The organism is uncultured Kushneria sp. (assembly GCF_947497025.1).
Taxonomy (GTDB): domain Bacteria; phylum Pseudomonadota; class Gammaproteobacteria; order Pseudomonadales; family Halomonadaceae; genus Kushneria.
Window position 1 is genome coordinate 68,357 of sequence record NZ_CANMFC010000001.1, and the last position, 21,927, is coordinate 90,283.

18 protein-coding genes and 1 riboswitch are annotated in these 21,927 nt (G+C 59.9%); of the genes, 11 read left to right on the forward strand and 7 right to left on the reverse strand.

Annotated elements, in window-relative coordinates:
* Positions 1–29: 29 nt before the first annotated feature.
* The 3 genes from Q0931_RS00385 to Q0931_RS00395 all read right to left on the reverse strand — a co-directional run bounded on the left by Q0931_RS00385 (position 30) and on the right by Q0931_RS00395 (position 2,080).
* Positions 30–1,031: an LLM class flavin-dependent oxidoreductase gene (locus tag Q0931_RS00385; RefSeq protein ID WP_299256134.1), complete on the reverse strand. Its 1,002-nt coding sequence runs from the start codon at positions 1,029–1,031 to the stop codon at positions 30–32.
* A gap of 177 nt (positions 1,032–1,208) precedes the next feature.
* The gene (locus Q0931_RS00390) at positions 1,209–1,538 is read right to left on the reverse strand and encodes a hypothetical protein (RefSeq protein WP_299256136.1); all 330 of its coding nucleotides are present in this window, start codon (positions 1,536–1,538) and stop codon (positions 1,209–1,211) included.
* A 278-nt stretch (positions 1,539–1,816) separates the two neighbouring features.
* A complete protein-coding gene (locus tag Q0931_RS00395; protein WP_108842891.1) occupies positions 1,817–2,080 on the reverse strand; it encodes a type B 50S ribosomal protein L31 in 264 nt (87 codons plus the stop codon).
* 253 nt (positions 2,081–2,333) lie between these two features.
* Between Q0931_RS00395 and Q0931_RS00400 the strand changes: the two genes are divergently transcribed.
* Entirely contained in the window at positions 2,334–4,706 is a 2,373-nt protein-coding gene (locus Q0931_RS00400) for a mechanosensitive ion channel family protein (RefSeq protein WP_299256140.1), read from the forward strand.
* A 10-nt stretch (positions 4,707–4,716) separates the two neighbouring features.
* Here the strand turns inward: Q0931_RS00400 and Q0931_RS00405 are convergent, their stop codons facing one another.
* Positions 4,717–5,796: a LacI family DNA-binding transcriptional regulator gene (locus Q0931_RS00405; RefSeq protein ID WP_366941551.1), complete on the reverse strand. Its 1,080-nt coding sequence runs from the start codon at positions 5,794–5,796 to the stop codon at positions 4,717–4,719.
* 296 nt (positions 5,797–6,092) lie between these two features.
* On the opposite strand from Q0931_RS00405, the gene Q0931_RS00410 reads away from it, so the two are divergent.
* The 9 genes from Q0931_RS00410 to Q0931_RS00450 all read left to right on the forward strand — a co-directional run bounded on the left by Q0931_RS00410 (position 6,093) and on the right by Q0931_RS00450 (position 16,973).
* Positions 6,093–7,421: a sugar ABC transporter substrate-binding protein gene (locus tag Q0931_RS00410; RefSeq protein ID WP_366941552.1), complete on the forward strand. Its 1,329-nt coding sequence runs from the start codon at positions 6,093–6,095 to the stop codon at positions 7,419–7,421.
* 104 nt (positions 7,422–7,525) lie between these two features.
* The gene (locus Q0931_RS00415) at positions 7,526–8,428 is read left to right on the forward strand and encodes a carbohydrate ABC transporter permease (RefSeq protein WP_299256143.1); all 903 of its coding nucleotides are present in this window, start codon (positions 7,526–7,528) and stop codon (positions 8,426–8,428) included.
* Positions 8,425–9,279 (forward strand): carbohydrate ABC transporter permease, encoded by an 855-nt coding sequence (locus Q0931_RS00420; RefSeq protein ID WP_299256145.1) that lies wholly within the window; start codon positions 8,425–8,427, stop codon positions 9,277–9,279. The genes Q0931_RS00415 and Q0931_RS00420 overlap by 4 nt, the downstream gene beginning before the upstream one ends.
* 57 nt (positions 9,280–9,336) lie before the next feature.
* Positions 9,337–10,485, forward strand: coding sequence for a sn-glycerol-3-phosphate ABC transporter ATP-binding protein UgpC (gene ugpC / locus Q0931_RS00425; RefSeq protein WP_299256147.1), 1,149 nt, complete (start codon positions 9,337–9,339; stop codon positions 10,483–10,485).
* 62 nt (positions 10,486–10,547) lie between these two features.
* Entirely contained in the window at positions 10,548–12,017 is a 1,470-nt protein-coding gene (locus Q0931_RS00430) for a mannitol dehydrogenase family protein (protein ID WP_299256149.1), read from the forward strand.
* Between the two features lie 38 nt (positions 12,018–12,055).
* Positions 12,056–13,558, forward strand: a complete 1,503-nt coding sequence (gene xylB / locus Q0931_RS00435; RefSeq protein ID WP_299256150.1) for a xylulokinase — start codon at positions 12,056–12,058, stop codon at positions 13,556–13,558.
* Between the two features lie 101 nt (positions 13,559–13,659).
* The gene (tal, locus tag Q0931_RS00440; protein ID WP_299256151.1) at positions 13,660–14,619 is read left to right on the forward strand and encodes a transaldolase; all 960 of its coding nucleotides are present in this window, start codon (positions 13,660–13,662) and stop codon (positions 14,617–14,619) included.
* Between the two features lie 98 nt (positions 14,620–14,717).
* Positions 14,718–15,389, forward strand: coding sequence for a nucleoside/nucleotide kinase family protein (locus Q0931_RS00445; RefSeq protein ID WP_299256152.1), 672 nt, complete (start codon positions 14,718–14,720; stop codon positions 15,387–15,389).
* A 171-nt stretch (positions 15,390–15,560) separates the two neighbouring features.
* Positions 15,561–16,973: a sugar porter family MFS transporter gene (locus Q0931_RS00450; protein ID WP_299256153.1), complete on the forward strand. Its 1,413-nt coding sequence runs from the start codon at positions 15,561–15,563 to the stop codon at positions 16,971–16,973.
* Positions 16,974–17,055: 82 nt separating this feature from the next.
* Here Q0931_RS00450 and Q0931_RS00455 read toward each other — a convergent pair whose 3' ends face one another.
* The 3 genes from Q0931_RS00455 to Q0931_RS00465 form a co-directional block, all read right to left on the reverse strand.
* The gene (locus tag Q0931_RS00455) at positions 17,056–18,747 is read right to left on the reverse strand and encodes an NAD-dependent malic enzyme (protein ID WP_299256154.1); all 1,692 of its coding nucleotides are present in this window, start codon (positions 18,745–18,747) and stop codon (positions 17,056–17,058) included.
* A 202-nt stretch (positions 18,748–18,949) separates the two neighbouring features.
* The gene (locus Q0931_RS00460) at positions 18,950–20,302 is read right to left on the reverse strand and encodes a DUF945 family protein (protein WP_299256155.1); all 1,353 of its coding nucleotides are present in this window, start codon (positions 20,300–20,302) and stop codon (positions 18,950–18,952) included.
* A gap of 52 nt (positions 20,303–20,354) precedes the next feature.
* Entirely contained in the window at positions 20,355–21,239 is an 885-nt protein-coding gene (locus Q0931_RS00465; protein WP_299256156.1) for a S1-like domain-containing RNA-binding protein, read from the reverse strand.
* A gap of 82 nt (positions 21,240–21,321) precedes the next feature.
* Positions 21,322–21,409: riboswitch (Fluoride riboswitch) on the forward strand.
* A gap of 84 nt (positions 21,410–21,493) precedes the next feature.
* Here Q0931_RS00465 and crcB point away from each other — a divergent pair.
* Positions 21,494–21,883: a fluoride efflux transporter CrcB gene (crcB, locus tag Q0931_RS00470; protein WP_299256157.1), complete on the forward strand. Its 390-nt coding sequence runs from the start codon at positions 21,494–21,496 to the stop codon at positions 21,881–21,883.
* Positions 21,884–21,927: the final 44 nt, after the last annotated feature.

Sequence of the window (21,927 nt, forward strand, 5' to 3'; positions counted from 1 at the left end):
CGCTGTCGCTGCTGGTCCGGTCGGGGCGCTTACAGGCGGCCCGACCGGATGTCGGCGAGAATTTCGTAGCTGCGCAGCCGGTCGGCATGCTCGAAGAAGTCCGAGTTGATCATGACCTCGTTAACCCCGGTTCGCTCGATAAAGGCTTCGAGTTCGCGACGAACGGTGTCCGGCCCACCGACAATGGAGGCCCCCAGATTGTTGGAAATGGCGGCCTGCTCATGCGGACTCCAGTCCATCTCGCGCACCGGCGGTGCCAGCTGAATACGGCGACCCCGAATCAGCGACAGGAATTTCTGCTGCTGGGTAGTGGCCTGATACTGCGCCTCTTCATCGGTGTCAGCGGCGATCAGTGGAATACCGGCCATGGCGTAGGGCTCACTTAGTACCTCTGAGGGCTGAAACTGCGTGCGGTACAGTCGCAGCGCTTCCATCATGTAGCCCGGCGCAAACTGTCCGGCGAAGGCAAACGGCAGTCCCAGATGTGCGGCAAGCTGGGCGCTATAGCCGCTGGAACCCAAAAGCCAGAGCGGCACATGGGTGCCCTGGCCCGGCCAGGCGCTGACACGCTGTCCGGGCTGTTCATCGCCCAGATAGCGAGAGAGCTCTGCAACCTGCTGGGGAAAATCGCTCACACCGCTTTGCGGGTTGCGGCCCAGCGCGGCAATGGTGGCGCCATCGGTACCGGGCGCGCGGCCCAGCCCCAGATCGATGCGATCGGGATAGAGCGTGGCCAGGGTGCCGAACTGTTCAGCCACTACCAGCGGGGGGTGGTTGGGCAACATGACACCGCCGGAGCCAACCCTGATGGTCGAGGTGGCACTGGCGACATGCCCGATCAGTACCGAGGTGGCAGCGCTGGCGATACCAGCGGCGTTGTGATGTTCGGCCAGCCAGAAGCGGTGATAGCCCAGCGCCTCGGCGTGACGTGCCAGAGTGACCGTATTGTCAAAGGTCTCGGCGATGGTGCCGCCCTGACGCACGGGCGCCAGATCCAGGACGGACAGGCGGGTGTTGGCAAGTAGGGACATGATGACCTCTGTCAATTGCGGGAAAGCGTTGCTGTCAGCATATCATTAGCAGGCTTATTACGTATGACTTAGGGGCGTGGCAATGAAAATTCAAGTGCCCGGGAGGCGAGACAGGATAACCGGCAATAAAAAAACCGGCAGCGCCGGCTTTTTAAACAGCAAGAACAGGGATTGCGATCAGGGGTGCTGTGCGTGCGGGTCACGGCGAATCTCGTATTCACCTTCCAGCGTATTGTGGCCCCCGGAAGTAGCGGTCTGTCCCTGCCAGGTATGACCCTGTCGGTTTGCCTGCTTTTTCATGCGATGACGTACCAGCGGCATCATGGCCCACCCCAGCAGGATAAAGAAAAGGGCCAGTACGCTACCCAGCATCAACAGGATGCCAAAAACCATCCACGCACCCAGCATCTTGAGGGCGCCGGGCTGCCGGGAGGGCTGTGCGGCCCGGGCACGTGACTTCATTTCTTCGGCCATGCGCCAGGCGGCGTTATAACTCTGATCTGCCATGTAAACACTCCTCACGGGTAGTGGCTGAATCAAAATGGCTGATAATAAGACAATAGCGCTTGTGGCAGGTTCATGCCCAATCGCGTGATTCAGTTTTATGTCAGGGGATATGGAGCGGACAAGGTGTATCGAGCGGAATGGTGATACAGATCGTTTAAGGTCAGGCGGGGCAGCCCTGACGCCCGAAAGAAACTCTTTCGGGCATACAGGAGCGCTGCTGTGTTCGGGATACCGGACCGAACAAGGCCGTATTGCACGGGCGAAGCGCGCCCGGAGTCTTACTCGGCGTTGTTGCGCGTACCGAAGTTGCCGAAGCGACGACGGAACTGTGCAGCACGACCTTCAGAGCTGGCCTGACGCTGCTGGCCGGTATAGAAGGGATGTGATGCAGAAGAAATATCCAGACGTACCAGCGGATAGGTGTCGCCTTCAAACTCGATGGTTTCGCTGGTGCTTACCGTCGAACGAATCTTGAAGTGAGTATCAGCGTTGGTGTCGTGAAAGATCACCGTACGGTACTGGGGATGGATGCCTGCTTTCATGGCGCGCTCCGGAAAGATGTTGGTCAGCCAAATTTAATGGCCGGGTATGATGAGTCAGCGTCAATATTTTTTCAACCTTTTCTGGCCGGGCTCGACCCCGGAGGGCAGGTTTTGGGTCGTTATGGCTCTGAAAGCCGCCGCTGGCCAGGGAGATTATTGATGGTGATTCGGTCACGATGGAGGTCCATGACTTGTGAGCCCGGCTCGACCAGGTCACGCTGCCTGCCGGTTGGATTGAAAGGAATATCGGGGAATGCAGGCGACAACAGGGCTTTGGCCGCTGACGGCCATGCGCCGGATGGGTGCGATGGTGATGCTGGTGTTGATCATGCTGACGGGTGTGCCGCAGGCCCACGGCTCGGCCGCCGAGCTTGCCGGGCTGGGAGCCGGTGGCAAGGATGATGCCGGCAAGGGCGAGCAGGTGTCTCCCGAGCAGATGCGCGACTCGCTGGATCAGTTGATCTCGACACTTGAAAACAGTGAGCAGCGCGACTCGCTGCTAAAGGGCCTGCGCGATCTGCGCGAAGCAAGTCGGGCCCGTATCGAAAGCGATAACGCCGAGGGCGCATCGGGCGCTTCCGGGCGTGGTTTACTGGGCGCACTGGCCACCACCTTCGAGGAGGTAACCGGTCAGGAAGGAGAAGGGCGAAGCCTGATCCAGAGCTGGCAGCGACGCGCCGACAGCGCGCTTGAGGATCTGTCCGGGCGATTCGGCGAGCCCGCCAATCGCTGGTCACTGATCCGCGATTTTCTGCTCACGATCACCGTGCAGGCGGTGGCGGCGCTGCTGCTTTATCTGCTGATTCGCGCCGTTGGCAAATACTATGGTGTGACGCTGCGTCTGCCCGAGCAGCCGACCGCCGTGATGCTGATGCGCTATTGTCTGAGACGGTTGCTGCCCATGGGCGCCGCCTTTGCCGCCACCCTGGTGATCACCTTTCGAATGGGGCCCACTCCCGGAATGATACTGGCCACCACGCTTGGGTGGGCCGCGCTGTGCGGCATGGTGTTTGCCTCGGTTTGTGAGGTGGTCTTTTCGCTGTTTTCCTGGGGGCATCGCCGCACGGCATTGCGTCTTTTGCGCCAGCAGGGGGCCTGGCCGCTTTTCTATATCGGCAGCGTGGCCGCACTGGGAGATGCGCTCAATGCCTCACTGCTCAATGAAGCGCTCGGCAATGCTCTGGCCGGTTTCAGCGCCGAGGTGGTCAATATCGCGGCGGTTGTGCTGACCGGATTTTTCGTGGTGCGTTTTCGACGTCCGATTCGACATCTGATTCGCAACCGTCCGCTGAGTCAGCGACAGCAGGGCGGCGTTGTCAGCGACCTGATTCAGGTACTGGGCAGGGTCTGGCACATTCCGGCCCTTCTGATCGTGGCCGCTTCGCTGCTGGCCATTCTGACCTACAGCGGTGACGTGCGCTCGGTCTTTGCCCGAGCGCTTTTGACCGCTGCGCTCATGATCGTCACGCTGATTGTGACCAGCCTTTTGCGTCGCAACAGCCAGCAGGTGCAACAGCGGCCCAGGCGTTCGCTCTATATTCGGCGCCTGACCCGATTTGGCTATGTGCTGTGCCATCTGGCCTGCTGGGTCATCTTTGCCGAATGTGCCGCTCAGGCCTGGGGTTTTTCACTGCTGAATCTCGGGCGAACCGGCGGGGTGGGAGAGCGCATCGCGCAGCCCTTGATCAGTATCGGCCTGACGGTGCTGATCTGCTGGCTGATCTGGATTTTGACCGATACGGCCATCCATCGTGCCATGACGTCAACGTCGCGCTCCCAGCGTGGGCGGGCGCGCCGTGCCCGGGCCGAAACCATTACACCGCTGATGCGCAACGTGGTGTTTGTCACCATCGTGGTGATCGGCTCGATCGTGGCGCTGGCCAACCTGGGCGTCAATGTGACACCGCTGCTGGCCGGTGCCGGGGTCATCGGTCTGGCGGTCGGTTTTGGTGCCCAGACGCTGGTGCAGGATTTGATCACCGGCATCTTCATTCTGGTAGAAGACACGCTGGCCATTGATGACTTCGTCGATGTCGGCGGCAACCTGGGGACAGTCGAAAAGCTCAGCCTGCGCACCATTCGCCTGCGCGATCTGGATGGCATCGTGCATTCGGTGCCCTTCAGCCAGATCAAGGCGGTGCAGAACTATTCGCGGGAATTCGGCTACGCCTTGTTTCGAGTGCGGGTGCCTCAGCGCATGACCATCGATCGTGCCATTGAGATGATCGAGGAGACGGCCGGCGGCATGCGCAACGATCCACTGTTTCGTTTCAAGATCTGGTCGGCGCTCGAGATGCAGGGCGTGGAGAGCTTTACCGAAGGCTCGGCCATCGTGCGTGCTCGCTTTCGTACCGCGCCGGTCATGCAGTGGGAAGTTGCCCGCGAGTTCAATCTGCGTCTTAAGCGACGCATGGATGAAGAGGGCTTCGATCTGGCCGTGCCGCGCACGAGCATTCATCTGGAAAACATTGATGGCCTGCTGGAGCATCTGCGAGGGTCGCGCACGGACGGGCCGCGTGAGGATCACGATGTGGTCGCCACGCCTCTCGAGTCACGCAATGAGAAAGACGATGCCGACGCGACGCCGGATGGCAGCCCCCCGGGCGATGCGCCCTCGCGACCCTGATCAGGGTCGCTCAACTGGTTTCGCCCGGCAGGTGAAGATGGCCCCGTACCACCTGGCGAGCCCCCTGACGGCTGCCGGACTGCAGCGCGTCCTCGACAAGATCCATGGCCTGGGTGGCCATGGTCACCAGGTCATGACGGATCGAGGGAATGTCCACGCCCAGCAGCTCGGCGCGGGCAATACCGTCAATGCAGAAAAGGCGTGGCCCACCGGGCTGCTCGGGCAGGGGCAGCCCGGCCCGTCGATAGGCCGCCAGGATGCCCAGGGTGATCTGGTTGTTAATGCCGATCAGGGCATCGGGCAGCGGGGGGCGCCCAAGTCTCTCGTTCAAAAAGTGCTCGGCAGGGACCATGGAAAAATCACCATAGTGCACCTCGAGCGCGATGTGACTGCCGGCCAGCGCCTCACGCAGGCCTGACACCCGCCCGATGGTGACCAGCGAATCCGACGGCCCCGAGAGAATCAGAAGCCGCTCGACCGGCTGGCCTTTCATCCATGTCCCGGCCTGGTAGCCGCAGTCCAGGTTGTCGATATAGACGCCGCCATAATGAGGCGCTGTCACTTCGCGATCCACCAGAATGACGGCGATGTTCGCCCTTTCCAGCCGTTCGAAATAGGCCGGTTGATAGCGCATGTCGGCGGAAATGACGGTCAGGATGATCCCATCCACGCCACAGGCAATCAGCCGATCCACGGCCGCCTCTTCCTGGGCAGGCGAATCATGGGAGTCCATGATCAGCACATCCATCCGACGCATTTCTCCCAGCTGGCTGAAGGCACAGGCCAGCTCATGGAAATAGGGATTATTCAGCTGTGGGTTGATGACGCCGATGACCGGCCGCCGGTTGGCGTCGTTTTTTGTCGGGCCTCGTTTCGCCATATATCCCATTGTCCGGGCCAGCTCGAGTACCCGCTGGCGTGTCTGCGGGTGCAGTTGCCCGGGAGCGCTGAACGCGCGCGAGACAGTGATCGGGCTGACGCCGGCTGCCACGGCGACATCCTTTAATCGAATCCTGCCTGTTCCCGTTGATGTGGGCTTCGCCATGACATTTTGGCCTGTCTGTTCAAGAAGGGCCGCGGGCGTTGCCATTCCGTGCGGCCAATACTGTTATCTATCATTTTTTATCATTCCTGCCGCCTGAAAGTTGTTTCAAGAGGGGGCGACATTCGTCGGTCGATAGAGATGTTGTTTTTCTACCAGTGCTTATCAATTGGTTTTAATTTTAATAAATTATTGTTCAATAAGGAGTTTTTGACACTACTTCGGCTTGCCTGAAATGCATTACTGCTTAACGATGGAGCAATGATGCGAATGACACCAAATGACAAGAAAAAGCAGGTCGGTGTACCGCAATGAAACGACTTCCTGCCACGGGAAGTCCATTAATGACCAGGGTAGACATTACAATGAAAACGTCATGGATCATGCTGTTGGCAGGACTTGGAAGTGTGGGTGTTGCTCAGGCACAAACCACCATTACGGTGGCAACGGTTAACAACCCTGACATGGTCACCATGCAGAAGATGACCAAAGCCTTCAATGAGGCGCATCCGGATATCAGGGTCAACTACGTGACGCTGGCTGAAAACGAGCTGCGCCAAAAGATTACGACCGACATTTCAAGCGGGGGCGGTCAGTACGACGTGATCACCGTCAGCAACTACGAAACACCGATCTGGGCCAAAAACGGCTGGCTCCGTGCCATGGATAACCTGCCGGAAAGTTATCGGGTCGACGATTTGATCCCCAGCGTGCGTCAGGGCCTCTCCGTGGACGATAAGCTGTATGCCCTGCCGTTTTACGCGGAATCCTCGATGACCTACTACCGCAAGGACCTGTTCGAGAAGGCCGGCCTCGAGATGCCTGACCATCCGACCTGGAGTCAGGTACAGGACTTCGCCCAGAAGGTTCATGACCCCAAAAACGGCGTCTACGGCATCTGTCTGCGCGGCCTGCCGGGCTGGGGCGAGAACATGGCACTGTTCAGCACCATGGTGAACAGCTTTGGCGGGCGATGGTTCAACGAGCAGTGGGAGGCGCAGCTAACGTCTCAGGAATGGAAAAACGCCGCCAATGCCTACAAGACCATGCTGACGCAGTATGGGCCGCCCGGGTCGACCTCCAATGGTTTCACCGAGTCCGAGACGCTGTTTGCCAACGGTCAGTGCGGCATGTGGGTGGACTCCACGGTGGCCGCCGGCTACCTCTCCAACCCCGACAACTCCAAGGTGGCCGAGCACGTGGGCTTTGCTCAGGCGCCGCACGAGACCACCGAAGCCGGTTCAAGCTGGCTGTATGCCTGGGCACTGGCCGTGCCGGAGTCGGCGGATCATCCTGAAGCGGCACAGACCTTTGTCGACTGGGCGACCTCTGCCGACTACATCCAGAGTGTGGCGGATGCCCACGGCTGGCTGTCGGTGCCGCCGGGGACCCGTGAATCGACCTATGACAGTCAGGGCTATCAGGAAGTGGCACCCTTTGCCGGACTGGTTGAAGAGGCCATCAACAGTGCCGACCCGGAGCACCCGACCGCTGAACCCGTGCCCTATACCGGCATTCAGTTCATCAGCATCCCGCAGTTTCAGGCCATTGGTACGCGGGTCGGTCAGATCATGGCCGGTATCCTGAGCGGCCAGACCAGCGTCGACGAGGGCCTCGGTCAGGCGCAGGCCTTCACCGAACGGCTGATGCGTCGTGCCGATGTCGCTAAATAGTCGACCCGTCACTGGTGACTGATCGTCGGTCACACGTTCGACCACGCGGGTTTTGCCCGCGTGGTTTCCTCCGTTGATGACTTCCGCCATTCGAGGCCCGCGACATGAGTGCTCCTCCCACCAACGCGTCACCCAAACGGCGTGCGCCTACCAAAAGGCTGATGGCCCCATCAGTGCTGTTTCTGCTGGTCTGGATGATTGTTCCGCTGGCGATGACGCTGTACTACTCGCTGCAGGACTACAACCTGATGATGCCGGACATGCGCGGCTTCGCCGGGGGTTTAAGCTATGAGCTGCTCTTTACCGATCCCGTGTTCTGGGATGCGCTGCTCAATACGCTGCTTTTGGTGGTGACCTGCCTTCTAATCACGGTCGTGGCGGGACTGGCACTGGCACTGTTGTTCAATCGCACCTTCGTGGGCCGGGGGATTGCGCGAACGCTGGCCATTTCCCCGTTTTTCGTCATGCCGGTCGTCACCGGCCTGATCTGGAAATACATGCTGCTGGACCCGGTCTACGGGCTGTTCTCCTGGGTGATGCGCTCAATGGGGTTTGAGCCCATCGAGTGGCTGTCGAGCTATCCGCTGCTGTCGGTAGTGATGATGATCAGCTGGGAGTGGACGCCCTTTGCATTGCTGATTCTGCTTACCGGGCTTCAGTCCCTGCCGGAGGATCAGCTCGAGGCGGTACGGCTGGACGGCGCCAATCGCTGGCAGGAGTTTCGCCACATTGTACTGCCGCATCTGGGGCAGGTGCTCTATGTGGTGGTCATGCTCGAGAGTATCTTCTTTCTGACCTCCTTTGCCGAGATCTACGCCACCACCAGCGGTGGCCCCGGGACGGCCACCACCAATCTGCCGTACTACATCTACCTGGGGGCGTTTTTCCAGTACGACATCGGGCTTTCCTCGGCGGCCGCCATCGGTGCTGTCGTGCTGGCCAACATCTGCGCCATATTCCTGATCCGGTTTGTGGCCGGTAACCTCAATGCAGGGAGCCAACGATGACTGCATCCACCGTTGATCAAACCCCCGGTCGCAAAAGTGGCTTTGGTGGCACATTGCTGACGCTGCTGGCCTGGGTAATCGGTATCACCATGTTTTTTCCGATTCTCTGGGTGGTCCTGACGGCGCTCAAGACCGAGCAGACCGCATTCAGCATGACGCCGACCTTCATTTTCTCCCCCACGCTCGAGAGCTTTAAAAGCGCGCTGGCTCAGGGCAGCGGCTACTGGCACTACGCGCTGAACTCGGTGATCACGGCGCTGGGCTCAACGCTGGTCGGGCTGGCGCTGGCCATACCGGCGGCCTATGCCATGGCGTTTTATCCCTCAAAGCGCACCGACTTCACGCTGGTGTGGATGGTCTCGACCAAGTTCATTCCGGCCGTGGGTGTGCTGATTCCGGTCTTTCTGGTCTATCGCTCGCTGGGGCTTCTGGACACACGGCTGGGGCTGACCATGCTGTTCACCTCCATGAACCTGCCCATCATGGTGTGGATGGTGTACTCGTATTTTCGCGATATCCCGGTGGACATCGTCGAGGCTGCCAGCATCGATGGCGCGAGCACGGCCCAGACCATGTTTCGTGTGATTTTGCCGCTGGCGCTGCCGGGCCTTGCCTCGACCGGACTGCTGGCCCTGATTCTGGCCTGGAACGAGTCGTTCTGGAGTTTGACCATGACTGACTATCACGCGGCCACGCTTGCCGTATACACGGCCTCCTTCAAGAGTGGTGAAGGGCTTTTCTGGGCGCGACTGTCGGCCGCCTCGGTAATGACCATTGCGCCCATCGTGGTGCTGGGCTGGTTTGCCCAGCGTCAGATGGTCCGCGGACTGACCTTTGGCGCCGTCAAGTAGGCGCAATGAATCGATCTGCGCAGCCGCAGGGCTGTGCCTGAACAGGGAAGCACTTCGATGGCAATTGTAGAACTGAAAAACGTGGCCAAACGCTACGACAGCATGCCGGGCAGGAAGGGCAATGAGCACGCCAATGCGGTCGAGGATTTCAATCTGATCACAAGGGATGGCGAGTTCGTGGTGCTGGTCGGGCCCTCCGGCTGTGGCAAATCCACCACCATGCGCATGATCGCAGGCCTTGAACACAACACGGCAGGCGAGATCCGTATCAACGGTCAGGATGTCAGTGCCGTCGAGCCGCGAGATCGCGATATTGCCATGGTGTTTCAAAGCTATGCGCTCTATCCGCACATGAGTGTTTACCACAACATGGCCTTTGCACTGGAGCTCAAGAAGACCCCAAAGGATGAGGTGAAGAAACGCGTACAGGAGGCGGCCAAAATCCTGGACATCGAATATCTGCTGGACCGCAAGCCACGGGCACTCTCCGGCGGCCAGCGCCAGCGCGTGGCGCTGGGACGGGCGCTGGTACGCCAGCCCCAGGTGTTTTTGATGGATGAGCCGCTGTCGAATCTGGATGCGCGCCTGCGGGTCGAAATGCGCGCCGAAATTACGCGGCTCCACCGTCGACTGGGCGTGACCACCTTCTACGTCACCCATGATCAGACCGAAGCCATGACCATGGGCCAGCGTATTGTGGTCATGCGCGACGGTCGCATCCAGCAGATCGACACACCCTACAATCTCTATGAGCGCCCGGTGAACCGCTTCGTGGCCGGCTTTATCGGCACGCCGTCAATGAACTTCCTCAAGGCTGATTATCAGGGCGGCACCCTCAAGGGTAAGGGCTTCTCCTGCACCTTGAACCCGCATCAGCAGTCGGCGCTGGGTGACAGTGCCCAGTGCTCGCAGTGCTGGTTGGGCATTCGCCCCGAGCATCTGCACCAGACCGAGGCATCTACCGGCGGCGGCCGGCTTGAGGGCGCAGTCGAGGTCATCGAGCCGCTGGGGCCGGTCACCATGGCGCAGGTACGGGTGGGAGAGACGCTCGTAACGGCGCAGCTGGCAGCGCATCTGGAGGTACAGATCGGTGACACACTGACACTGGCCTTTGATCCGGATCAGATCCATCTTTTTGACATCGAAAGCGACAGGACGCTGGGGCTTGAAACAGACCCGGCATCATCGGTTCAGGCTACCGCGTAATCAAACAGCACGGCGGCCCCGACATTCGACAACAGACGTCCGACACCACAGGGAGTGACTTCATGACAGCGCTGAAGGCAGGCAATCTTGATCAGTTGGGCGGTGATGTCACGCTGCCTCGCTACCACCGTGACGATGTCAGCGTCGGCATCTTTCACTTCGGTGTCGGGGGCTTTCACCGCGCCCATCAGGCCATGTATCTCGATGCGCTGATGAATGAGGGCAAGGCGATGGACTTCGGCATCTGCGGTGTCGGCGTCATGCCGGGGGACCGGCGCATGCAGGAGGTCCTCAAGGCGCAGGACGGACTTTATACCCTGGTGCTGAAGCATCCCGACGGGCGCTGGGAGGCGCAGGTGATCGGCTCGATCGTGGATTATCTCTATGCGCCCGATGACCCCGAAACGGTGATCGAGCGACTGGCCAACGAGGCGACCCGAATCGTCTCATTGACCGTGACCGAGGGCGGCTACAACTTCCATCATGTCACCGGCGAGTTCAACTTTGACAACCCGGATGTGCGTCATGACCTGGACGCCGGTGCCCCGCCGAAAACCTTTTTTGGTCTGATTGTCGAGGCGCTGGCGCGTCGGCGCGAGAAGGGCCTCGCGCCGTTCACGATCATGTCGTGTGACAACATCCAGGGTAACGGCGATGTGGCGAAGGCGTCCTTTGTGGCCTTTGCCCGGCGTCGTGATTCGGCACTTGGCGACTGGATCGCAACCGAGGTGTGCTTTCCCAACTCGATGGTGGATCGCATTACGCCGGTGACCACTGATGACGATCGCGCCGAGATCAACAAGCGCTTTGATATCGAGGATGGCTGGCCGGTGGTATGTGAACCCTTTACCCAGTGGGTGCTGGAGGATCATTTCAACCAGGGGCGCCCGGCCTATGAGGACGTTGGCGTACAGGTCGTCGATGACGTCATGCCCTATGAGCTGATGAAGCTGCGCCTTTTGAACGCCAGCCATCAGGCGCTGACCTACTTTGGTTATCTCGACGGCTATCGCTACGCGCACGAGGTCTGCCAGGACGAGCTGTATGCTGATTTCCTGCTCAACTACATGGTCGAGGAGGGCACCCCGACGCTGTCACCCGTGCCCGGGGTCGATCTGGATGAGTATCGCCGTACCCTGATCGAGCGCTTTGCCAACCCCGAGATTCGCGACACCCTGGCAAGGCTCTGCGCCGAGAGCTCCGATCGCATTCCCAAGTGGTTGTTGCCGGTCATTCGCGAACAGCTCGAACGTGACGGCGAGATCAAGCGCTCTGCGGCGGTGGTGGCCAGCTGGGCCCGCTACGCCGAGGGCGTTGATGAGCAGGGCGAGCCGATCGAAATCGTCGATCGCATGAAGGACGAACTTCACGAGATTGCTCAGCGCAATCGCGACAATCCGCTGGCCTTTATCGAAAACCGGGAAGTGTTCGGTGATCTGGTGGACAACGAGCGCTTTGTCGAGGCCTATACCCGGGCGCTTTCCCGCCTGCATCAGCAGGGCGCACGGGCCACGGTGGAAGCGGTACGCTAATCTATCGCCACAACAGTATTTTCGGACAGGAAGAGCTCATGTATATCGGCGTGGACTGCGGAACGCAGAGCACCAAGGTGGTGGTGCTGGATGCACAAAACGGCGTCATCATCGGCGAGGGACAGCAGGCCCACGAGCTGATCAGTCGCGAAAGCGGACGTCGCGAGCAGGATCCCCAGTGGTGGATCAAGGCGTTTGAAGCTGCCTTCCAACAAGCCATCGCCGCCGCCGGAATCGATGCCGGTGCCATTCGCGGCATCGGTGTCTCCGGGCAGCAGCACGGCATGGTGGCTCTGGATGACCAGGGTGTGCCGGTCTATCCGGGCAAGCTCTGGAACGACACCGAATCCTCAACAGAAAACGCAGAATATGTTGAAGCGCTCGGGGGTGAAAAGGGCTGTCTGGACACGCTGGGGGTCGTGCCCCAGACCGGTTACACCGCCTCCAAGGTGATGTGGCTGCGTCGGCACCATCGCGATGCCTATGACCGTATTGCTCATATCCTGCTGCCGCATGACTATCTCAACTTCTATCTGACCGGCGAATATACCGCCGAATATGGCGATGCCTCGGGTACGGGGTGGTTTGATACCCGAAAGCGTTGCTGGCACACCGAGGCGTTCTCCAAAGTGGCGCCCGAGCTGGATCCCGAGCGCGTACTGCCGCGATTGATCGAGCCGCATCAGCCGGCCGGTACCGTGCGTCGCGAGATCGCCGGCCGTCTGGGGCTGGGCAGCAGCGTCATTGTCTCGGCCGGCGGGGGAGATAACATGATGGGGGCGATTGGTACCGGCAATATCCAGGCCGGAGCCGTCACCATGAGTCTGGGCACCTCGGGCACCATCTATGCCAGCGCCAGCCAGCCGGCGATTACCGACAATGGACTGGTGGCCAATTTCTGCGCCAGTCACGGCGGCTGGCTGCCCCTGATCTGCACCATGAACGTTACCTCGGCGACCAGTCAGTTGAGCCGCGTGCTGGGTCATGACGTCAAGGCCTTCAATGAGGCCGTATCACGCGCCCCCATCGGTGCTGAAGGAATCAGGGTACTGCCGTTTTTCAACGGCGAACGCGTGCCGATGTTGCCGGAAGCCACCGGCAGCTTTCTGGGGCTTTCAGCCCACAACTTCTCGGCAGACAACCTCTGTCGCGCGGTCATGGAAGGCACGAGCTTTGGTCTGCGCTACGGACTGGACCTGCTGGCGGCATTTGATATTCGCCCCGAACAGTTGCGTCTGGTTGGCGGTGGGGCCAATAGCTCAGTCTGGCGACAAATGGTTGCCGACATCATGAACGTGGAACTGGTCTGCCCGGTGGTTCGGGAAGCGGCCGCGCTGGGAGGCGCGCTGCAGGCACAGTGGAGTGATGAATACATGCAGGGTCGAAAGACCGCGCTTGCCGATATCTGCCAACATGCGGTTGATATTGACCGATCTACCCTCACATTTCCTGACAGGGATAACGTCTCGCGATATGCAGATGTCTATGCAGACTATGTCGAAACGCTCAAAAATCGCTATCCTGAAGCTCTGACACGGTAGAATTTTTCATTGCGAACGGTCATGGACCGTTTCTGAATGAATATCGCGGTCAGTCGATGCTGTTTCGTCGGCTGGCCCCAATCGATTCGATGGAGTGATACATGGCAACTCAGCTTGAGTCCCTCAAAGCGATTTCCAAGGTCGTCGCCGATACCGGTGATCTGGAAGCGATCAAGAAATATCAGCCGCATGACTCCACGACCAATCCGTCGCTGCTGCTCAAAGCCTTTGATCTGGACGGCTATCAGGAGTTGATCGACAAGACGCTTGCCGATGTGAAGCAGGAGACCAGTGGTCAGGATCGTGAAGCCCGGCTTGAGCATGCAGTGGACCGTCTTTCCGTGGTCATTGGTACCGAAATTGCCAATATCGTGCCCGGGCGTATCTCTACTGAAGTGGCTGCCAAGCTCTCCTTTGACAAGGACGCCAGCATTGAAAAGGCGCGCAAGCTGATTGGCCTGTACGAAAAGGCCGGCATTGGACGTGACAAGGTATTGATCAAGCTGGCCTCGACCTGGGAGGGCATTCGTGCCGCCGAGGTACTGGAGAAGGAAGGCATTCAGTGCAACCTGACCCTGCTGTTCAGCGACGCTCAGGCACGTGCCTGCTTTGAAGCCGGCGTCTTTCTGATATCGCCCTTTGTGGGCCGTGTCACTGACTGGTACAAGCAGCGTGACGGCGTTGAAAACTATGCTCCGGACGATGACCCGGGTGTGAAGTTCGTACGTAGCGTGTGCGATTACGCCAGCAACTATGGCTATAAAACCGTGGTCATGGGCGCCAGCTTCCGCAATACCGACCAGATTCTGGCGCTGGCGGGTTGTAACCGTCTGACCATCTCTCCGGACCTGCTGGAAAAGCTGGCCAACACCGAAGGTGAGGTTGAGCGCAAGGTGACCGATACCGGCGCCGGGGACAAGAAGGTCGAGCCGATCACCGAGGCCGATTTCCGCTGGCAGCACAACCAGGATGCCATGGCCAACGACAAGCTGGCTGATGGTATCCGCAAGTTTGCCGAAGACCAGGAAAAGCTCGAAGGCATGATCGAAAAGCGTCTGTAAATACCGCGCTTGACACTAAAGGGCCGGCTCCTCTGGAGTCGGCCCTTTTTATGGGGTCATATCATTTCAAAAGCGCGAAGAAGGATGTTTGAGAGAAGATGACGACGTCTGAAAACGATATTGCCGGTCTTTTGATCGATGAGGCCGTGGTTAACGCTGCTCGAGCGCTGATCAAGGAGCGCCCCCGGGCTCTACTGGGACTGGTGGGCGCGCCAGGGGCCGGTAAATCCAGTGTCAGCGAAGCCTTGTTGAATCAGCTGGGTGAGGCGATGCAGGTGGTGCCGATGGATGGCTATCACCTTTCCAACCTTGAATTGGCCCGTCTTGGGCGGGCCGAGCGCAAGGGCGCCCCGGATACGTTTGACAGTGCCGGTTACGTGTCGTTGCTGGAGCGGCTTCGCACGCCAAAAGCAGATGAAATCGTCTATGCCCCCGGATTTTATCGCCGGATCGAGGAACCCATCGCGGCCAGTATCGCGGTATCACCGCAGACGCCGCTGGTAGTGACCGAGGGTAACTATCTTCTGATGGAGGAAGCGCCCTGGGATCGCGTCAGACAGCTGCTTGATGAGGTCTGGTATGTCGAGGTCGACACCGAGCTGCGCGAGCAGTGGCTGGTGGAACGCCATATGCGCTTCGGGCGCAGTGAGCTTGATGCCCGGGCGTGGGTGGTCAGCACCGATCGGCCCAACGCCGAGCGGATCGAGGCCACCCGGGCGCGAGCGGATCGCCTCATTGGCTGGGATGGTGGCTGCATTCGATTTTTATAAATCGGACGGCATTTTTTAACATGATGTCACCATTTATTTGCTGACTTGCGGCGAATGGATGATCGCATCAGTGTGGCTTCAGGTTACAATCCCGGTCAGGCTCTGGTGTTCACATCAGAGCATTTTTTTGAGAGTCACGCTGACACGATTCAGCCAGCTTCAGGAGTTTTCATGGATCATCATGCAGGGAACGCACAGAAGGGGCTTCGCGGTAGAGCCCTGGTCGTTGTGGTGTCGATCATTGCGGCGCTGGGTGGGCTGCTGTTTGGCTATGACACCGGCATTATCGGGGTTGCCCTTCTGGGGCTGGCACGCGACTTTGCGCTCAACGACACGCTCAAGCAGATCGTGACCGGCGCCATCATTCTGGGGGCACTGGTCGGGTGCCTGGGCACCGGGCCCATTTCCGATCGTATCGGCCGGCGCTGGTCAATTGCCCTCGTGGGCCTGGTGTTCACCATTGGCTCGATTCTGTCCGCGGCGGCACCCAGCGTGGGGGTACTGATTCTGGCGCGCTTTATCCTGGGTCTGTCTGCCGGTAGCGCCACCCAGATCATTCCGGTCTATATCGCCGAGGTCACGCCGCCGGCGCACCGCGGCAAGCTGGTAGTGATGTTCCAGTTCATGGTGGTCTTTGGCATCCTGGTGGCCTATCTGACCGGCTACGCGCTGGGGCATCAGTGGCGCTGGATGTTTGCGCTCGGCATCATTCCCTCGGTCGTGCTGATGATCGGCATGCTGCTGCCGGAAAGCCCGCGCTGGCTGCTGGGTAAAAATCGTGAAAGCGAGGCGCTGGGTATTCTGGAGCGTGTGCGCGGTAACCGGGAAGGGGCGCAGCAGGAGCTCAACGAGATCAAGGAGATTTCGGCGCAGCCTGAAGGCACCTGGAAGGACCTGTTCAGTTCCTGGGTGCGTCCGGCCCTGATCGCGGGTTTTGGCATTGCGATGTTTTCCCAGATCACCGGTAACAACGCCCTGATCTACTATGCACCTACCATCCTGAGTGATGCAGGCTTTGGCGACAGCGCCTCGGTGCTGGCCGCCGTGGGCGGAGCAGTGTTGATCAATCTGGCGACCATACTGGGCATCTTTCTGGTCGACCGTATCGGCCGCAAGCGCTTTCTATTGTGGATGGTGCCGGGCTCGGCCGTGGCGCTTTTTGTCATGGGCGCGCTGTTCGTCGGAGGCTCACCGGAGAACGCAGCGGCACAGTGGACGCTGGTGGGGTGTCTTGCTATCTACATGGCACTCAATTCAAGCTTCGGGGTCTGCCTGTGGCTGATCAATGCCGAGGTCTACCCGCTGTTTGTCCGCGGCAAGGGGGCCAGTGTCGGCGCCTTCAGTCACTGGATCTTCAACCTGTTGATGACGCTGACCACGCTGTCACTGATCAGTGCACTGGGCACCTCGGGTACCTTCTGGCTCTACGGTCTGATCACGCTGGTGGCGCTGGTCTTTATCGTACGCTATGTGCCCGAAACCATGGGACGTTCACTCGAGGAGATCGAGGCGGACCTGCGCAATGGCACCTTCTTCCCGGCCAGGCGCAAAAAGGTTGCAAAGGGCGCCGCGACACCGTCGTGACACATCGTCTGACAGATCAAAAAAGGGCGCCCGCGGGCGCCCTTTTTGTGGCTGGTACGCATTGTGGTCAATACGCGTCGGCCTAGTAGGAGGCGCGACGGTACTGACGGTAGCGCGGTGTCCAGAAATTGGCCTCGATCGCCTGACGAATGGTGTCGTCATCGGTTTCAAGCGCCACGCCATCTTCCTGGGCGCGTTTGGCCACGGCGATGGCGATCTTTCGGCTCACGTCCTGAATATCGGACAGCGGTGGCAGGACAGCGCCCTTGCCTTCAAGGGCTACCGGTGAGCAGTCGGCCAGCGCGCGTGAGGCGGCCATCAGCATGCCATCGGTAATGCGCGAGGCCTTCGCGGTAATCGCGCCCAGTCCCACGCCCGGGAAGATATAGGAGTTATTGCACTGGGCAATGGGGATTTTGCGATCGCCAATGGAGACCGGCTTGAAGGGACTGCCGGTCGAGACCAGCGCCTCGCCGTTGGTCCACTCGAGAATCTCGCGCGGCGTGGCCTCGATGCGCGAGGTCGGGTTGGACAGCGGCATGACCAGCGGCTCGCGGCAGTGCTCGTGCATGGTCTTGATCACCTGCTCGGTGAAAAGACCGCGCTGACCCGAGACGCCAATCAGGATGGTAGGTTTGGCATTGCGCACGACATCGATCAGGGCCAGATCACCGCTACCGGTGTCCCAGTCGCTGATGTCGGCGCGCTTTTGCACCAGGCGGCGCTGGAAATTGACCAGATTGCTCATGTCATCGGTCAAAAGGCCGTAGCGGTCGATCATGAAAATGCGCTTGCGGGCCTCGGCCTCGCTGAGCCCTTCTTCCTGCATGGCCAGCACAATGTGCTCGGCGATGCCGCAGCCGGCGGAGCCTGCGCCCACGAAGGCCACGCGCTGCTCGGAGAGCTTTTCATTCTTGGCCTTGCAGGCCGAAAACAGCGTGCCCAGTGCGACCGATGCCGTGCCCTGAATGTCGTCATTGAAGCAGCAGATCTCGTCGCGATAGCGCTCCAGCAGCGGCATGGCATTGGCCTGGGCAAAGTCCTCGAACTGAATGATGGCGTTGGGCCAGCGACGCTTGATGCCCTGAATGCACTGATCGACAAACTCGTAGTAGGCCTCGCCGGTGACACGCTCGTGGCGCCAGCCCATATACATCGGATCGTCCAGAAGATCCTGATTGTTGGTGCCGACATCCAGCACCATCGGCATGGTATAGGCCGGGCTGATGCCCCCACAGGCGGTGTAGAGCGAGAGCTTGCCGATCGGGATGCCCATGCCCCCGATACCCTGATCGCCCAGCCCGAGGATGCGCTCGCTGTCGGTAATCACGACGACCTTGACGTTGTCCTTGGTGGCACTGTGCAGGATATCGGTAATGTAGTCGCGGTGATCGTAGGAAATGAAGATGCCGCGATGGGAGCGATAGATCTGCGAAAAGGACTGGCACGCCTCGCCGACGGTAGGCGTGTAGATGATCGGCAGCATCTCCTCGAGATGATCTTCCAGCAGACGGAAGAACAGGGTCTCGTTGCTGTCCTGAATCGAGCGCAGATAAATATGACGATCCAGATCGCTGGCCTGCTGCGCATACTGCTGGTAGGCGCGTTCGGCCTGCTCCTCGATGGTTTCGATGTTTTGCGGCAAAAGACCCAGCAGGTTGAACTGAATGCGCTCTTCAAGTGAAAAGGCACTGTCCTTGTTGAGCAGTGGCGTTTCGAGCAGGGTGGGCCCCGAATGCACGATATAAAGCGGGCGAGAAGGGTTCTGGGACATCGTCATGACTCGCTGTAGACAGAAAGGTGAAGGGAATACCCCGTCGATCATGCACAGGGTCTCGGTTGGATCGTTCACCGCCGGCGGCGTTCCCACTATAACGATCACCGGGCACGTATAGCCATCACCAGGAGCGCACGGCCATCTCCCGGAACGCGACACGACGCAGCCACGGCCCAAAGCGCACGTCAGGCTGAAGGGTTCAGCTGTTCAAGGACATCAACAGCAGCGGCAGCATCATGTAGAGCTCGGGATGTGACTCGCCGTTGATCAGAAGATCGCGGCTGTTGGCCTTCATGTCCAGGCGGTAACGGTCGCCATCGCGGACCAGCAGCCCCTCCTGCTCGAGCCCTGCAAGCATCTGCTCCGGCCGGGCGCCGGGGTCGGACAGGGAGATCAGGCGCGTGAGCAGCGTGCGGTCCGAGGCCATGTCCAGCGTCAGATGACCGCGCTCCAGCGCCGTGGCGAGTGGTTCACGATCGCTGTCCATCGGTCGGAAATCCAGCGTCAGCTTGCCTTCAAGCGACCCCTGTGGCGTATCAAGGCCTGCGACCGTGATCTCGGCCGTGGGGGTGCCCTTCAGGGCCTCCAGCAGATAACGCGTCATTATATTCTGCACCTGGCCCGAGACCTGATCCTCGTTTAACGAGTCATCGACATTGGGCAGGTCGATCAGCAGTTGTCGCGTGGCATCGCGGGGCAGGTGTTTGAGCGCCAGCGTCTGGGTGGCATTGTTGATGATCAGCGGCCTGGCAAGCGATGGGTCTTTCATCAGCAGGTTGCTGACCTGCCAGGAGGCGTTCATCGACAGGCCGTCGTCACCGTTGTCCCGCAGTTGGCCCTGGCCGTCCAGGCCCAGCTTCAGCGCCAGGCCTTCGGCGTCGTTCTGGATGTTCAGCTGACCCAGCGTGGCCTTGAAGCGGGCGTCCCAGAAATTGTCCATGTCGGGCCAGTCGGGGCCACCGGCACCGTTGCTGTCAAGCGTCAGAGCATTGAGGGTCAGCGTGGCATCGTCACTTCGAAAGTTCAGGGAAGGGATCGACACACTGGAGGCGGTGCGATCGTCTGCAAGGCGGTAGTGGCCGTCCATGCCGCCCCAGGCCAGGCGCGCGCCAGGGCTTTCGGGAACATCGGTCTCATCGAAGGCCGGGGAGTGCCAGTCGATATTGACGTCATTGCCAAAACCCACGGTGGTGCTGGCCTCAAGTGCGGGCTGGTCACCAAAGTAGTGCGCCACCGCGCTCTGGTGCTCGCCAAAATCGGGGGTGCTGTCGATCCGTGCCCAGCCAAATCCCCAGGGGCCATGGGTGATATGGTGATGCACATCGATCTGCCACGGACCCTCCTCGGTCTCGATCACGGTCCGGGTCACGGCATCGGACGTACGCCAGCCCCGATCATATTGCGTTACCTGTGTGGGGGCGCCGGCAGAGATCTGATCCACGCCCTGACGAAATTCCTGTTCGATATGCTTGCCGGTATACCAGGGGGCTGCAGCGCCTGCCGCCACAATGATGACCGCTGCGGTACCGATAATGCCCGTTGTCTTGCGCATGAAGATTCCTGAACGTTCTTGTGCTTTTGAAGTGATGGCGGTCCGGGGCCGCTTATGACCTGTCTACCAATCGGATGCCATCGGCATCGATGCTGATCCGTCCCTGTTTGTAGAGGCCACCGATGACCTTTTTAAAGTTGCCCTTGCTGACACCAAAAGTGCGCTGGATCAGGGCCGGGTCGCTCTTGTCGCTGATGGCCAGCAGGCCACCGGCCTTTTGCAGGCGTTCAAGAATCTGCTCGGCCAGCGGCTCGGCCAGCACTTCACGGCGGGGCTGCAGACTCAGATCCACCTTGCCATCGTCGCGTATCTGGCGAATGTAGCCTTTGGTCCGGGTACCCATGCGCAACGGGCGAATCGCCTCGCTTTTATGCAAAAGCCCCCAGTGGCGATGATTGATGATGGCATTGAAGCCCAGGTCGGTCGGACCGGTAATGAGCAGATCGACTTCCTCGTCCCGGGCATAGTCGGCCGGCTCGGAACTCAGGTAGCGATCCAGTCGCATCGAGGCGGTAATGCGCCGGGTGCGGTCATCCAGATAGGCGACCACCACGCAGCGATCACCCTGACGCAGGGGGCGGCTGGTGCGTTCTTCAAAATGCGGCAACAGCAGATCCTTGGGCAGCCCCCAGTTTAAAAAGATGCCGACCGGGGTGCGCTCGACCACCTCAAGAGCGGCAAATTCGCCGACCTGGATTTTGGGTCGCTCGGTGGTCGCGATAGGGCGGTCTTCGCTGTCGAGATACAGAAATACCCGCAGCGAGTCCCCGGGTTCGATAGAAATACCACGCGGTATCTGGCGCGTCGGCAGAAGAATATCGCCCAGTGTGTCGCCATCGAGAAAAAGCCCGATGGAGGACGTTCTGAGGATTTCAAGCGTATTGAAACGGCCCATTGCCGGCATGGTCACGCCCCGTGAACAGGATAAAAATGTCATGTTAACGCAAACGCACCGATGGCGGGCAGGGGAAGAACCTCTGCGATGCATGGCTTGCCACGACCGCGCGGCAGTGCAATGATTTTCTCCGGGAGATGGCATGCCTCCTGAAGCGCGCGCTTCAAACCATCGCGTCCTGCCACGTCGTGATTAATGATGCCTGCAACGCACCCGGGGTGCGGGTGCAGGCACGTGTCAACGCCACGTTTCTGCCCGTTACCTCGATATATATCAAGAACTTCGAGGAGTGCTGCATGTGGTTTTCCATTCTTGCCATCGGTTTTGGTGCGGCGCTGGGTGCCAACCTGCGCTGGGCGCTGTCGCTGATGCTTAATGCGCTGTTTCCCCCTTTGCCGCCCGGAACGCTGGTGGCCAACCTGCTGGGCGCCTGGCTGATCGGTATTGCCTTTGCGCTCTTTAACCTGCTGCCGGAGTTGAGTCCGCACTGGAAACTTTTTGTGGTGACCGGCTTTCTGGGCGCGCTGACGACCTTTTCGACCTTCTCGCTGGAAATCACCGGCCAGCTCCAGGCCGGCCGCTATCTGAGTGCATTGGCCGGCATCAGCGCCCATCTTGCCGGATCACTGCTGATGACGGCGCTGGGGATGGCGTGTGTGACTCTTGTGCGGCAGTGGCTGCGGTAGGGGAGGCCAACGATATATGACAGCGCTGCAATAAAACTGACATA

Excerpts from the sequence above, each read along its gene's own strand:
- Q0931_RS00385 (WP_299256134.1), bottom strand. The coding sequence starts at position 1,031 with ATGTCCCTACTTGCCAACACCCGCCTGTCCGTCCTGGATCTGGCGCCC.
- Q0931_RS00390 (WP_299256136.1), bottom strand. The coding sequence starts at position 1,538 with ATGGCAGATCAGAGTTATAACGCCGCCTGGCGCATGGCCGAAGAAATG.
- Q0931_RS00395 (WP_108842891.1), bottom strand. The coding sequence starts at position 2,080 with ATGAAAGCAGGCATCCATCCCCAGTACCGTACGGTGATCTTTCACGAC.
- Q0931_RS00400 (WP_299256140.1), top strand. The coding sequence starts at position 2,334 with ATGCAGGCGACAACAGGGCTTTGGCCGCTGACGGCCATGCGCCGGATG.
- Q0931_RS00405 (WP_366941551.1), bottom strand. The coding sequence starts at position 5,796 with ATGGCAACGCCCGCGGCCCTTCTTGAACAGACAGGCCAAAATGTCATG.
- Q0931_RS00410 (WP_366941552.1), top strand. The coding sequence starts at position 6,093 with ATGACCAGGGTAGACATTACAATGAAAACGTCATGGATCATGCTGTTG.
- Q0931_RS00415 (WP_299256143.1), top strand. The coding sequence starts at position 7,526 with ATGAGTGCTCCTCCCACCAACGCGTCACCCAAACGGCGTGCGCCTACC.
- Q0931_RS00420 (WP_299256145.1), top strand. The coding sequence starts at position 8,425 with ATGACTGCATCCACCGTTGATCAAACCCCCGGTCGCAAAAGTGGCTTT.
- ugpC (WP_299256147.1), top strand. The coding sequence starts at position 9,337 with ATGGCAATTGTAGAACTGAAAAACGTGGCCAAACGCTACGACAGCATG.
- Q0931_RS00430 (WP_299256149.1), top strand. The coding sequence starts at position 10,548 with ATGACAGCGCTGAAGGCAGGCAATCTTGATCAGTTGGGCGGTGATGTC.
- xylB (WP_299256150.1), top strand. The coding sequence starts at position 12,056 with ATGTATATCGGCGTGGACTGCGGAACGCAGAGCACCAAGGTGGTGGTG.
- tal (WP_299256151.1), top strand. The coding sequence starts at position 13,660 with ATGGCAACTCAGCTTGAGTCCCTCAAAGCGATTTCCAAGGTCGTCGCC.
- Q0931_RS00445 (WP_299256152.1), top strand. The coding sequence starts at position 14,718 with ATGACGACGTCTGAAAACGATATTGCCGGTCTTTTGATCGATGAGGCC.
- Q0931_RS00450 (WP_299256153.1), top strand. The coding sequence starts at position 15,561 with ATGGATCATCATGCAGGGAACGCACAGAAGGGGCTTCGCGGTAGAGCC.
- Q0931_RS00455 (WP_299256154.1), bottom strand. The coding sequence starts at position 18,747 with ATGTCCCAGAACCCTTCTCGCCCGCTTTATATCGTGCATTCGGGGCCC.
- Q0931_RS00460 (WP_299256155.1), bottom strand. The coding sequence starts at position 20,302 with ATGCGCAAGACAACGGGCATTATCGGTACCGCAGCGGTCATCATTGTG.
- Q0931_RS00465 (WP_299256156.1), bottom strand. The coding sequence starts at position 21,239 with ATGACATTTTTATCCTGTTCACGGGGCGTGACCATGCCGGCAATGGGC.
- crcB (WP_299256157.1), top strand. The coding sequence starts at position 21,494 with ATGTGGTTTTCCATTCTTGCCATCGGTTTTGGTGCGGCGCTGGGTGCC.